The organism is Brevundimonas naejangsanensis, from assembly GCF_003627995.1.
GTDB lineage: Bacteria > Pseudomonadota > Alphaproteobacteria > Caulobacterales > Caulobacteraceae > Brevundimonas > Brevundimonas naejangsanensis_B.
On sequence record NZ_CP032707.1, the window covers coordinates 995,097 to 1,008,009 of the forward strand.

At 70.5% G+C, this 12,913-nt stretch carries 10 protein-coding genes; 5 read left to right on the forward strand and 5 right to left on the reverse strand.

Going from position 1 to position 12,913, the window contains the following annotated elements; translation table 11 throughout:
• Positions 1-70: 70 nt before the first annotated feature.
• Both D8I30_RS04690 and D8I30_RS04695 read right to left on the reverse strand, forming a co-directional pair.
• Positions 71-1,465 (reverse strand): spinster family MFS transporter, encoded by a 1,395-nt coding sequence (locus D8I30_RS04690; RefSeq protein ID WP_121481712.1) that lies wholly within the window; start codon positions 1,463-1,465, stop codon positions 71-73.
• Positions 1,466-1,599: 134 nt separating this feature from the next.
• On the reverse strand, positions 1,600-3,813 hold the full coding sequence (locus D8I30_RS04695) for a TonB-dependent receptor (protein WP_121481713.1): 2,214 nt from the start codon (positions 3,811-3,813) through the stop codon (positions 1,600-1,602).
• Between the two features lie 176 nt (positions 3,814-3,989).
• Here D8I30_RS04695 and D8I30_RS04700 point away from each other — a divergent pair, with 176 nt between their 5' ends.
• On the forward strand, positions 3,990-4,730 hold the full coding sequence (locus D8I30_RS04700) for a TetR/AcrR family transcriptional regulator (protein ID WP_121481714.1): 741 nt from the start codon (positions 3,990-3,992) through the stop codon (positions 4,728-4,730).
• Positions 4,730-5,497 (forward strand): LytTR family DNA-binding domain-containing protein, encoded by a 768-nt coding sequence (locus tag D8I30_RS04705; protein ID WP_121481715.1) that lies wholly within the window; start codon positions 4,730-4,732, stop codon positions 5,495-5,497. Before D8I30_RS04700 ends, D8I30_RS04705 begins: the two co-directional genes overlap by 1 nt.
• Before the next feature lie 347 nt (positions 5,498-5,844).
• Here the strand turns inward: D8I30_RS04705 and D8I30_RS04710 are convergent, their stop codons facing one another.
• Together D8I30_RS04710 and D8I30_RS04715 are read right to left on the reverse strand one after the other, a co-directional pair.
• Positions 5,845-7,296, reverse strand: coding sequence for a carotenoid oxygenase family protein (locus tag D8I30_RS04710; RefSeq protein ID WP_121481716.1), 1,452 nt, complete (start codon positions 7,294-7,296; stop codon positions 5,845-5,847).
• Between the two features lie 16 nt (positions 7,297-7,312).
• On the reverse strand, positions 7,313-7,735 hold the full coding sequence (locus D8I30_RS04715; protein WP_240387326.1) for a DUF2141 domain-containing protein: 423 nt from the start codon (positions 7,733-7,735) through the stop codon (positions 7,313-7,315).
• A 203-nt stretch (positions 7,736-7,938) separates the two neighbouring features.
• Between D8I30_RS04715 and rpe the strand changes: the two genes are divergently transcribed.
• Positions 7,939-8,619, forward strand: coding sequence for a ribulose-phosphate 3-epimerase (gene rpe / locus D8I30_RS04720; RefSeq protein WP_121481717.1), 681 nt, complete (start codon positions 7,939-7,941; stop codon positions 8,617-8,619).
• The gene (locus tag D8I30_RS04725) at positions 8,616-10,430 is read left to right on the forward strand and encodes a heparinase II/III family protein (protein WP_121481718.1); all 1,815 of its coding nucleotides are present in this window, start codon (positions 8,616-8,618) and stop codon (positions 10,428-10,430) included. The genes rpe and D8I30_RS04725 overlap by 4 nt, the downstream gene beginning before the upstream one ends.
• Before the next feature lie 215 nt (positions 10,431-10,645).
• Here the strand turns inward: D8I30_RS04725 and D8I30_RS14685 are convergent, their stop codons facing one another.
• Positions 10,646-10,810 carry a GIY-YIG nuclease family protein gene (locus D8I30_RS14685; protein ID WP_240387327.1) on the reverse strand — a complete coding sequence of 55 codons (165 nt, stop codon included), beginning with the start codon at positions 10,808-10,810 and terminating at the stop codon, positions 10,646-10,648.
• Positions 10,811-11,042: 232 nt separating this feature from the next.
• Here D8I30_RS14685 and purH point away from each other — a divergent pair, with 232 nt between their 5' ends.
• Entirely contained in the window at positions 11,043-12,647 is a 1,605-nt protein-coding gene (gene purH, locus D8I30_RS04735; protein WP_121481719.1) for a bifunctional phosphoribosylaminoimidazolecarboxamide formyltransferase/IMP cyclohydrolase, read from the forward strand.
• Positions 12,648-12,913: the final 266 nt, after the last annotated feature.

Below are 12,913 nucleotides of genomic sequence, written 5' to 3' on the forward strand. Positions count from 1 at the left end.
CGTCCCTCTCCTTATGGCCTCATGAGGCTTTTCTTATGCCCCCGGCGACGCTGGCCGCCGGGGCGGCGGATCAGTCGACCCAGTCCTTCTTGAGCGTGCGCGAGGCGCCGATCAGCAGGGCCGAGGACAGCAGGTAGAAGCCCATGCCGGTGTAGATGGCCCAGCGCAGGCTTTCCTCGCCGAAGGTCGGGCGCAGCAGGTCGCTCATCCAGCCGAAGTAGTAGATGCCGACGGCGATCCCCAGCAGGTTGTTGATCAGCAGGAACAGGGCCGAGGCCGTGGTCCGCATGGCCGGGCCGGCCAGATGCTGCACCGCCGCCGTGATCGGCCCCAGCCACACCAGGTTCAGCCCGGTCGGGATCAGGAAGATCAGGAAGGCCAGGGTCAGGGCCGCCAGGCCGTTGGGGTCGGACCCGGGGATGACCGCGCCGACCAGGGCGCCGGAGTTCATCGCCAGGATGAAGCAGGGCACGGAGATCAGGAAGGCGATCGCCGGCGTCAGCGGATAGGCGCCCTTGGACTTCCGGCCCAGGCGGTCGGCCATGGAGCCGCCCAGCCAGATGCCCGCCACCCCGCCGACCAGGACGATGGCCGAATAATACCAGGCCGTCTGCGACAGGGTCAGGCCGAAGCTGCGCATGAAGAAGCTGGGCAGCCAGGCGGCGACGCCGTAGCCGCACACCGAGGACGCCGCCGCGCCGAACGACAGCAGCCAGAAGCTGGGCTTGGGCGCCAGGGTGCGCACCACCGTCATGAAGGGCGGGGCCTTGGGCGCTTCGACGACAACCGGCGCGGACGGCTCGGCGTCCAGGCCGCCGCGCTTGGGGTCCTTGACCGTCAGGCGCAGCACCGGCGCGACCAGCACGCCCAGGACACCGACCACGATGAAGGCCGTGCGCCAGCCCCAGGTCGCCGCCAGCAGGCCGCCGACCAGGGTGCCCGCCGCCATGCCCAGGGGAATGCCGAAGGCGTAGGCCGCCAGGGCCCGCGCGCGCTGCGACTTGGGGAAGTAGTCGGCGATCAGGGAATAGGCCGGGGCCACTCCGCCCGCCTCGCCGATGCCCACGCCCATGCGGCACAGGAACAGGGAGCCGAACCCGCCCGCCAGGCCGCACAGGGCGGTGAAGCCGGACCACAGCGTCAGGGCGCCGGTCATGATCCACACCCGGCTGAACCGGTCCGCCAGCCAGGCGATGGGAATGGCCAGGGTCGAATACAGCAGGGCGAAGGCCAGGCCGCCCAGCAGGCCGAACTGGCGGTCGCTCAGGTTGAACTCGGCCTTCAGCGGCGCGGCCAGGATGCCGATGATCTGCCGGTCCAGGAAGTTCAGCATGTAGATGAGGATCAGGATCCCCAGCACATAGTAGCGATAGCCCGGCGCGGCGGCGCGCGCGTCCGACGCCCCCGCGTCGGCCTTGGCGGCGTCGGCCTTGGCCGCTTCGGCGGCGGCTTCGATCTGGCTCATGGACGGTTCCCGACTGGTTTACTGGCGGCGACGGTAGCGGCCTGGCCGCCCCGCGCCACAAAAAAGAAGGGCGGCGGCTCGAACGAACCGCCGCCCGCGATCAGATGATCAGGCGTTCAGGAGAAGAGTCCCGATCAGAACTTGTACTGCAGCGACGCCGTCACGGTGCGCGGCGGGCCGTAGTAGCCGATCAGGGAGTCGTTGTAGGCGGCGCCGGCGAAGTTGTAGCCGCCCACGCGATACTCTTCGTCCGTCAGGTTCTTGCCGAAGACGCCGACGGTCCACTTCTGGCTCGGGTCGGTCCACACGACCGACAGGTCGACCAGGGCGAAGGCGTCCTGATCCAGCACTGGGTTGGGGAACTCGAACTGGCTGTAGTCGTCGCGATAGCTGACCGACGGAGTCACGGCCAGCGAACCGCCCGCCACGTCGCCGCGCCAGGTCAGACCCAGATAGCCCGTCCACTTCGGCGCGTTCTGCAGCACCACCAGGCTCGAGATGTCCTCGTACTTCTGGGTCGTCAGGTTGTAGCGCAGGAACTGCTCGAACTTGGAGTCGAGGTAGCCGACCGCGAAGTTGGCCGTCAGGCTGTCGGTCAGGATCAGCGAGCCTTCCAGTTCCGCCCCGTAGAACTTGGACGAGCCGACGTTGTCGACGAAGCTGGCGATGCCGCCCACGGCCGGGACCTGGGTGGTGACCTGCTGGTCCTCATACTTGTTGTAGAAGATGGCCGAAGCGAAGTTCAGACGACGGTCGAAGGCCGAGCCCTTCAGGCCGATTTCATAGGAGTCGACCTTCTCCGGCTGATAGCCGTTGACCGTGTTCGGCGTCAGGATGGCGTCGCCGCGCATGTCGAAGCCGCCCGACTTGAAGCCCTTCGAATAGGAGGCGTAGCCGGTCAGGCGGTCCGAGAAGTCATAGGACAGCGAGGCCTTGGGCGTGAACTGGTCGAAGCTGTTCGAGTTCGTATAGTCCGTGCGCAGCAGGATCGGATTGCGCGCCGCGCCGCCCAGCAGCGGGCTGCGGGCCGCGCCCAGGTAGTTGGCGCGGAAGACGTGGCCGGTCTTGTCGTCCATCGTGTAGCGCGCGCCCAGGCCCAGGTGCAGACGCTCCGTCAGGTCCAGGTTCACGTCCGTGAACAGGGCGATGCTGGTCGTCTCGACATAGCCGGCGGTGCCGATGACGATGCCGAAATTCTGGGCGATGGTGTCGAAGGCCCCCGAGGCGGTGCCGTCCAGATAGAAGATCCCGGCCACGCCCTGAATCCGGTCGGTGCTGAACAGCGCCTGGAATTCCTGGGTGAACTGGTGGTCGCCATAAACGGCTGGCACGTCCAGCGTCGGCGCGGGCGTGTTGTCGAAGTCGATCAGGGTGTTGGTGTCGCCGGTGCGATAGGCGGTGATCGACTTGAACGACCAGACATCGTTGAGATCGACCTGGGCGGTCAGCGACACGCCTTCGGTCGTCACCTTGTTCTTGTCGCCGAGGCCGGCGTAGGTGTCATAGACGCTGCCGGGGACGCCGGCGCCCGGGCCGACGCCGGCGACTTCGCGGTGGCCGTGGCGCGGGTTCGACCTGTCCTCGACCCGGTCATAGGCCAGGCGGAAGAAGGCGTTGTCGTAAGGCTGGAACTCGACGCTGACGCGGCCGGCCAGGACGTCCTTGTCGTAGTGCTCGGCGCCCGTGTTCAGGTTCTTGCCGTAGCCGTCACGGTTGTAGCTGGCGACGGCGCCGCCGATGCGCAGCTTGTCGGTGACCGGCATGGAGCCCTGGGCCAGCAGGTCGATCTGGTTGTAGCTGCCGTAGGCGCCGCGCAGGGTCAGCTCCGGCGAATCCGGGTCCAGACGCGAGGTGACGTATTTGATCGCGCCGCCCACCGTGTTGCGGCCATACAGCGAGCCTTGCGGGCCGCGCAGCACCTCGATGCGCTGGATGTCGAAGATGTCCAGCACCGCGCCCTGCGGACGGGCCACATAAACGTCGTCGACGTAGAGGCCGACGCCGGGCTCGAAGCCCCACAGCGGGTCCTGCTGGCCGATGCCGCGGATGAAGGAGATCAGGGTCGAGTTGGAGCCGCGCGCGACCTGGACCGTGGCGTTCGGAGTCTGCTGCTGCAGGGCGGTGATGTCGCTCGCGCCGGTTTCCTCGAGACGCTCGGCGCCCAGAGCCGACACCGAGATCGGCACGTCCTTGAGCGCTTCGTCGCGGCGGCGGGCGCTGACGATGATGTCGTCGACGTTGGAGGCCTGCTCCCCGACCGGAGCGGCCTGGACCTGGGCCTGAGCCGCCGAGGCCATCACGCCAAAGGCGGCGCCCGCCAGCAGGGCGGTCTTCACGAGTCTGTTCATTTGGATCCCAATCTTGTTTCCAGCCCGATGACGCTTTTATTCAGCGTTCAATGATTTTCAGCATTGGTGCCGATCTTTCGCCCGGCTGTCAAACGGCCAAGTCTGTTTTTCGCCATGGAAAGAGCCGGCCTGTGGCGCCGTTGCACTAAGCCCCCAAGCGCGACTAGCTTCCCGCCATGACGAAGAGCGACCCGCCGCCCCCCGCCGCGCCCCAGCTTCCGACCGGCCCCGCCGCCCCGGCGCGGCGCGGCCGGCCCAAGAAGTCCAAGACAGCCGTCGCGGGCGAGACCCGCGAGGCCATCCTGAACGCGGCCGAGGACCTGTTCTCCAAGCACGGCTTCTACGGCGTCACCATCCGCGAGGTGGCGCGCGAGGCGGGCGTGGATACGGCGCTGGTCCACTATTATTTCGGGGCCAAGAAGGAGCTGTTCGACGCCGTCTTCATCCGCCGCGCCGAGGTGTGGAACAGCGAGCGCGTCGCCGCCATCGACCGCTACGCCGAGGCCGTGGGCGACGCCATGACGCTGGAGGGGCTGTTCGAGGCCTTCCTGCGCCCGCCGTTCCAGTGGTCGCTCAAGGGCGGGCCGGGGTGGAAGCACTACGCCGCCCTGGTGGCCCAGACCAACGCCAACCCGGCCTTCGGCGGCGAGACCATGGCCCGCTATTTCGACCCGGCGATCCGGCGCCTGCTGGAGCTGGTCAAGCGCATCCTGCCCCAGGCGGACGAGGCCGACCTCTATTGGGCCTATCACAACCTGTCCGGCGCCCTGACCCTGACGCTCGGCGAGACGGGGCGCCTGGACCGCCTGTCCGGCGGCCTGTGCAAGTCCGGCGATCTGGACAGCGCCTGCGACTACATGGTGCGTTTCGCCGCCGCCGGCTTCCGCGCCGTGTGCGGCCCGAAATCGGACGGCTGATGAGGGTCGCGGGGGGCCTCGACGGACGAGCGCGCGACCTCCTGCGCGGCCTCGTCGTGGCCGCCGTCGCGGCCGTCTTCCTGACCCTGTCCGGCGCCTTCGGCACGGGCGGCGCGCCCTTCTGGCCGCGTCTGGCCTACTGGGTCGGACTGATGCTGGCGGGCAGCCTGTGGGGCCATGTCTGCGGGGCCTGGACGGCGCGGCGCATCGACGTCGACGCCCGGCCCTGGGCCGCGGCGGGCCTCGAGACCCTGATCATCAGCGGCCCGCTGACCCTGCTGGTCTGGGCCGTCACCGGCCCCGCGCTCGAAGGCGCCATGCAGCCGCTGGCCTATCTGCCCGCCTTCCTCTTCCCGGTGACGCTGGTCACCGCCCTGCTGTCCGTGCTTCACGTCTTCCTGGGCCGCGCGCGCCCGGTCGAGACCCATGCGGGCGGCCCCGGCGCCGCGCCCGCCCGCTTCCTCGAGCGCCTGCCGCCGAGGCTGCGCGGCGCGCGCCTGATCGCCGTCCAGGCCGAGGACCACTACCTGCGTCTGCACACCGACCGGGGCTCGGACCTGATCCTGATGCGCCTGTCCGACGCCCTCGGCGAACTGGAAGGCCTGGAAGGCGCCCAGACCCACCGCAGCTGGTGGGTGGCCAAGGACGCCGTCGCCTCGGTCTCGCGCGGCGACGGCCGCGCCGCCCTGACGCTGGCCGGCGGCGCCCTGGTCGCCCCCGTCAGCCGCCGCTACGCCAAGGCGCTGCGCGAGGCGGGGTGGTGGTAGCTCCCACTGGACGTCCGCTATGGGTGGGAAGCGGAAGTCAGCATCGCCTTGTCGAAGGCTTCGAATTAGATTGATGTATCGACAGGCTGGGAGACGGGTGTGCCGAAATATCGTGTGGTTTGGTCTTTCCCTGACTCCCAGAAACCTGGGCATCTTGGTGCGCTGACGTTCAACAGCGATGAGGATGCGATCCGGGAAACTGAACAGGTTCTGCGGGACCGACCCGGCGCATCGGCTGAGATATGGCGACCCGACCGAGACCTGCTCATTTCGCGCCTCGGACCTTTTGACCAACGGAAGCCCTAACGTCCGCAATGGGTCGGAAGCGGACATTGGCAGGCCGCGCTTCAGACCCAGTTCCCGTGAAACGCCGCCGGCAGGGCCACGTCGGCGCGCCAGGTGGCGACGGGGCCGTCCTCGACGTGCATCAGGTCCAGCACGTGCAGTTCGCTGACCCCGGCCTTCAGGTTGATGCTCGGGCCGACCAGCCAGGCGTCGGCCTCGTGCGTCGCGCCGGGCTTGGGCACGTAGACCATCTCGTCGGTCACATGATCGGGGCCGAAGTCGAAGGCCCGCGTTCGGCCTGACGCCCAGTCGGTGACGGCGACCGCCGAGGCCAGCGGCCGATCGGCGCGCTCGCCCGTGGTGTGCAGGCTGAAGCGGCGCGCCAGGCCGGCGCGGCGCGGGTCGCCGCGCGGAAACTCGCCGACCACGCCCGTGCGCTCCAGCCGTCCGCGCCCGTTCGGCGACAAGACAGCCATGGCCAGCTCGGCCGGCTCGCCGCCCAGAGGCACGCCGTTCAGCACCGCCCGGGCGCCGCGCGCGGCGAAGTCCATGTCCTTGTAGGCGCACAGGTCGAAGCGGATCGTGCCGTCCGCCTCCTCCCAGGCGTCGCCCACGTGGAAGACGCCAAAGGGCGGCAGCTCATAGACGCGCCGCCGCGACAGGTCGGCCTTGTCGATGACCAGCACCTGCGTCCCCGCCTCGGGCGTCCAGTCGAAGGCCGCCGACAGGGGCATGACGCCGCGCGTCCGGACCCAGGGCTGCAGCACGAGAACCAGATGGTTGGCCGTGGCGCTGAAGTCGTGGATGTAGCTGGCGCGCGGCAGGGCGATCACCTCCGCCGCCTCCAGCGCCCCGTCCGCCGCCAGCCGCCAGACCATGGCCTGCCGCCCGTTCACCCCCAGATTCCAGATGCGGCCGTCCGGCTCGACGCGCGGATGGGCCAGGAAGGGCATGCCCTTCAGATCGGGACGCAGAGTGACGAAGTCCTCCGTCTCGAGCGTCTCCGGGTCCATGGCCAGGGGCGAGCCCGCCTCCCACAAGGCCCACAGCTTGCCGCCGACCCGGTGGACGGAGGTGTTGGCCGCGCTGGCGTCGTCGGCCGAGCCGATGCGGGCGCGCGGATCGGCGACCGTGCCGAAACCCGGCATCAGCATGACGCCGGCCTCGGCCTCCTGTCGCCGCTTGGGCGTGTCGGCGAAGCGGGCGGCCAGCGTCGCCTGACCCTCCTGCACCCGCCAGCGCCGGATCAGGCCGTCGCCGTCGAACCAGTGCTGGGCCGAGCCCCCGGGCCGCCGGAACTTGGCCGGGCCGTTGCGGTAGAGGCTGCCCGACAGGCCCTCGGGCGCCCGGCCGTGGATCAAACGCAGGGGCCTCGGCGCCACGTCGCCCTCGACGTCGGCGGTGGCCAACGACCAGTCGGACGCGACAACGAGCGCCTGGGCCGCGCGGGTCACGTCGGGCGTGACGGCCAGGGCGGCGGCGCCCATGAAGAGGGCGCGTCGGGTCGAGGTCATGACGCGGGCTCCCGGCTCAACGGATGCGGATGGTCTGGGCGGTCGCGCCCGACACCTCGAAGCGGGCGCGATCCCATTTGGCCGGCCCCATGTTTCCGACGGCGTTGTTGGAGAAGGCGTAGGGCTCGGTCGGCATGCCGAACGGATTGACGTTCATCTCGCCATCGTCGTTGACGTCGTGGAAGGCCTTCATGCCGTAGGCCCCGGCGGCCAGCCTCTCGAACACGGCGGCGCGCTGGCCCGCCGCCACATCGACGCGAGCCAGCCGAGTCGGGACGTCGCCCTCATAGGCGGCCTCGCTGTCGTAGAGGGCGACCAGGACCGCGCCGGTCCGGGCGCCGGTCTCGAAGGTGAAGGTCAGGCGGCTGTCGGCGGATTGGGCGAAGGCCGGGGCGGCGAAGGCCAGACCGGCGACGGCGGCGAACACGCGGATCATCATGACGGGTCCTTTCGGGGTGATCGAGAAGCCGCTTCCTCCGACGCCCCGCTCGCCCCCCGCCAGCGACCTTGCGTCCTCGACCGCCGCGCCTTCGCCAACGACCACGCCCGACCGTTCACGAAGCGCCAATGACCGGGCTTGTCGCGGCCTGCGTCAGCGGCCCGGCTTGCCCCTCGCGCCGAGGGGCCGTAAGTCGCAGAATCATGACCCAGACGACCGCGACCGCCCCGCTGATCTGCCCCTCCATCCTGGCCAGCGACTTCTCCAAGCTGGGCGAGGAGATCCGCGCCCTCGAGGCGGCGGGCGCCGACTGGATTCACGTCGACGTCATGGACGGCCATTTCGTGCCCAACCTGACCATCGGCCCGGACGTGGTGAAGGCCCTGCGGCCGCACACCAGCCTGCCGTTCGACGTCCACCTGATGGTCGCCCCGGTCGACAACTGGCTGGAGGCCTATCGCGCGGCGGGCGCCGACATCATGAGCGTCCACCCCGAAAGCGGCCCGCACGTCCACCGCACCCTGGGTCAGATCCGCCAGCTGGGCGCCAAGGCCGGCCTGGTCTTCAACCCGGCCACGCCGCTGAACGTGCTGGAGGAGGCCGTCGACCTGGTCGACCTGGTGTTGATCATGTCGGTCAATCCGGGCTTCGGCGGTCAGAAATTCATCGAGTCCTCGCTGAAGAAGATCGAGCGCGCCCGCGCCATCCTCGACCGCGCCGGATCCAAGGCCCACCTGCAGGTCGACGGCGGGGTGGTCGCCGCCAACGCCGGGGCCTGCGTCGCCGCCGGGGGCGACGCCCTGGTCGCCGGCTCCTTCGTCTTCAAGGGCGGGCCCGACGCCTACGCCGCCAACATCCAGGCCCTGAAGGCCGCCGCCGCGTGAGCCCCCTCGGCCCCTTCGCCCCGCGCGACAGCGACGTCCCCCTGGCCGAAGGGCACATCCCCGGCCTCAGGGGCGCGCCGGTGCGGACGCCGATCCGCCCCGCCTCCAGCGCCCGGCCCGACCCGCGCCTGTGGGCCTCGGTGGCCAAGGGCCTGGCCGCGCGCCAGCTGTGGATCGAGCTGTACGGCCTGCCCGGCTACGGCCTGACCCTGGGCGGCCCCACGGCCGAGGGCTTCGCCGTCAGCCCGCGCGACTTCCGCCCCCTGCCCGAGGAGGCGCCGCGTCCCCTGCTGTCGGGCAAGCTGACCCTGGCGGGCCTCAGCCTGGACGCCGACAGCCCGCTGGACCTGTGGAACAGCCCCACCCCCAGCCGCGCCTTCGCCGTCGAGCTGCACGGCTTCGCCTGGATGCCCGCCATGATGGCGCCCGGCGATCGCGGCGCGCGCGAGGCCCTGGCCATGACCCTGGCCTGGCACGCGGTGTTCAGCCGCTGGTCGCCCTTCTCCTGGGACCCCGACATCCTGGCTCGCCGCGTCTATCGCCTGGCCTGCGCCGGACGGCGGCTGGCAGGCGTGGCGACCGAGATCGAACGGCTGCAGCTGACCGACATCCTGGCCCGCCAGGCCCGCCAGCTGCTGCGCCCGCCCGGCGGCGCCATGGGCCGGGCCGAGCGCCTGACCGCCGCCGCCGTCGCCGGCTGCGCCCTGTCGGGCAAGACGGGCGCCGCGATCCGCCACAAGGCGCTGAAGCGCCTGCCCGCCGCCCTGGCCGCCACGATCGCCCCGGACGGCGCCCACGCATCGCGCGCGCCGGAGATGGGGTTGGAGCTGCTGCTCGACCTGCTGACCCTGGACGACGCCCTGGCCCAGCTGTCGGAGGTGACGCCCGAACCGGTGGCCGAGGCCATTTCGCGCCTGACCCTGGCCCTGCGCCTCCAGACCCTGCCCGACCGACGTCTGGCCGTCTTCCAGGGCGGCGGCCCCTCCACGCCCGAGCGCGTCGCCGCCGCCCGCGCCCATGACGACGCCCCCGCCGCCCCGCCCAGCGGCGTGGTCGGCGGCGTCCTGCGCGTCTCCAGCCCGCTGCTGACCGTCATGATCGACGTCGAGGCGCCCGCGCGCGGCGCCTGGTCGGCCGCCGCCTGCGGCCAGCCCGCCGCGCTGGAGGTCGTCTGCGGCCGCGACCGCCTGTTCACCTCGGCCGGATGGACCCCGCGCGCCCTGGACCGACAGGCCCTGCGCCTGACGCCGGGCGCCTCGACCCTGACCCTGGGCGAACAGCCCCTGGGCGAGCCCCTGTCCGGCTGGAAGAGCGAGCTGCTCGGCCCGCGCCTCGTCGGCCCGCCCATCCATGTGACCCGCCAGCACCAAGAAGGCGACGGCGCCGTCTGGCTCGAGGTCGAGCACGACGGCTGGATGCCGGGCTACGGCCTGATGCATCAGCGCCGCCTCTACATCGACCAGCGGCTGGACGAGTTGCGCGCCGAGGAGCGGCTGCATCCGCCCGCCGACCGGCCCGAGGTCGTGCGCGCCCTCGCCGCCCCCTACGCCCTGCGCTTCCAGCTCGAGCCCGGCGTCCAGGCATCCTTGGCCCGCGACCGCCGCTCCATCCTGCTGCGCGGCCCTTCGGGGCGCGGCTGGTGGTTCCGCAGCGACGGCCCCGACGTGGCGATCGAACCCGCCGTCCACATCGACGACGGCCTGACGCGACGCTCGCTGCAGATCGTCGTGCGCGGCTCGGCCCGCACCGACGCCGAGACCAAGGTCCGCTGGAAACTGAGCCCCGCCGGCGCGAGCGGCGATCCGAGCTAAGCGTCATCGAGGCCTTTCAGAAAAGCCTCCACGCAACCCTCTCCGTCATCCTCGGGCTTGACCCGAGGATCGGGCGCCGATCCGAACAGGCTCGGGTAGAGGTCGGCCCACTCCGGATTGGTCTTCTCGACCAGTTCCAACTTCCACGCGCGGTTCCAGCGCTTGAGCGCCTTCTCCCGCCGGATCGCCTCGGTGACGAAGCCGTGCGCCTCGTATCAGACCAGGGTCTTGCAGCCGTAATGCAGGGCGAAGCCTTCCATCCGATCCTCGCGGTGCTGGCGGATGCGCTCGTAGAGGTTCGACGTCATGCCGACGTAAAGGACGCCGAGCGGGCGGCTGGCCAGGATGTAGGTCGCGATGAAGGGGCGGCGCTCATTCATGGAACGTCGAGTGGCGGACAACTCGATCCTCGGGTCAAGCCCGAGGATGACGAAGAGGGGGAGGGCATATGGAGAGCATGGTCGGCAGCCTGTTGATGCTCCGTCATCCTCGGGCTTGACCCGAGGATCAGGCGCCGCGCCGGACGCGACGGCCGCCAAGGGCTGACGCCGCCGCCCGTTGATGCTAGAGCGCCCGCCATCTCCCCGCCCCAGCTGTTAACGGACGCCGCCCATGCCCGCCGCTCCCGACTTTCCGCCCGCCCCGGACGCCATCAAACCCGTCCGCGCCCTGATCTCCCTGTCGGACAAGGCCGGGCTGGAAGACGCCGCGCGCACCCTGGCGGGGCTGGGCGTCGAGCTGGTCTCCACCGGCGGCACCAAGGCGGCGATCGCGGGCTTCGGCCTGCCGGTCAAGGATGTGGCCGACCTGACCGGCTTCCCGGAAATGATGGACGGCCGGGTCAAGACCCTGCACCCCGTCGTGCACGGCGGCCTGCTGGGCGTGCGCAACGCCCCGGCCCACGCCGCCGCCATGACCGAGCACGGCATCGGCCCGATCGACATCGTCTGGATCGACCTCTACCCCTTCGAGAAGACGGTCGAGGACGGCGGCGGCTTTGAAGCGGCCATCGAGAACATCGACATCGGCGGCCCGGCCATGATCCGTTCGGGCTCCAAGAACCACGGCCACGTCGCCGTCGCCGTCGACGCCGAGAGCATCGGCCTGATCATCGAGGCCCTGAAGGCCGACGGCTCGACCTCCCTGGCCCTGCGCAAGTCGCTGGCCGCCCGCGCCTTCGCCCGCACCGCCGCCTATGACGCCGCCGTGTCGTCCTGGTTCGCCGGTCAGCTGAACGACGCCGCCCCGGCGCGCAAGTCGATCGCCGGCTCGCTGGCCCAGACCCTGCGCTACGGCGAGAACCCGCACCAGACCGGCGCCTTCTACCGCACCGGCGAGAAGCGTCCGGGCGTGGCCTACGCCACCCAGATCCAGGGCAAGGAACTGGGCTACAACAACATCGCCGACGCCGACGCCGCCTATGAGCTGGTGGCCGAGTTCGAGGCCCCGGCCTGCGTCATCGTCAAACACGCCAACCCTTGCGGTGTGGCGGTCGGCCACACCCTGTCGGAGGCCTACGCCCGCGCGCTGGAATGCGACGCCGTCTCGGCCTTCGGCGGCGTCATCGCCGTCAACCGCCCGCTGACGGGCGAGGACGCCCGCGCCATCACCGGCATCTTCACCGAGGTCGTCATCGCCCCCGGCGCGGATGACGAGGCCAAGGCCGTCTTCGCCGCCAAGAAGAACCTGCGCCTGCTGATCACCGACGGCCTGCCTGACCCGCACGGTCCCGGCGAGGTGTTCCGTTCGGTCGCCGGCGGCTTCCTGGTCCAGTCGCGCGACCGCTCGCTGATCAAGCCCGAAGACCTGAAGATCGTCACGCGCCGCCAGCCGACGCCGACCGAGATCCAGGACATGCTGTTCGCCTTCACCGTGGCCAAGCACGTCAAGTCCAACGCCATCGTCTACGCCAAGGACGGCCAGACGGCCGGCATCGGCGCCGGTCAGATGAACCGCCGCGATAGCGCCCGCATCGCCGCCATCCGCGCCAAGGAAGCCGGCGAGGCCAAGGGTCTGGCCCATTCGCTGGCGCAGGGTTCGGCCTGCGCGTCCGAAGCCTTCTTCCCCTTCGCCGACGGCCTGCTGGAAGCCATCGCCGCCGGGGCCACGGCGGTGATCCAGCCGGGCGGCTCGATCCGCGACGACGAAGTCATCGCCGCCGCCGACGAACGTGGCATCGCCATGGCCTTCACCGGCGTGCGGGTGTTCAGGCACTAAGGGGCGCTAACGCGGGCGGCGCGGCCGCCCGCTGCTTGAGCGTTTTTTGCGCTAACGCGAGCCGCGCGGTGGCTCGCTGCTTGAGCGCATACGTTGGAGGAAGCGCCGCGATCCCCGGATTGCGGCGCTTTTTCTTGGCCGTCTTGTTGGTGAAGCCTCCCACAATCCCTCTTATCCCGGCGGACGCCGGGATCCAATGCTTTGGCTTCCAAGCACGGCGCTCAATAGACAGGCTTCTGACTGGCGCTCTCACTGGATCCCGGCCT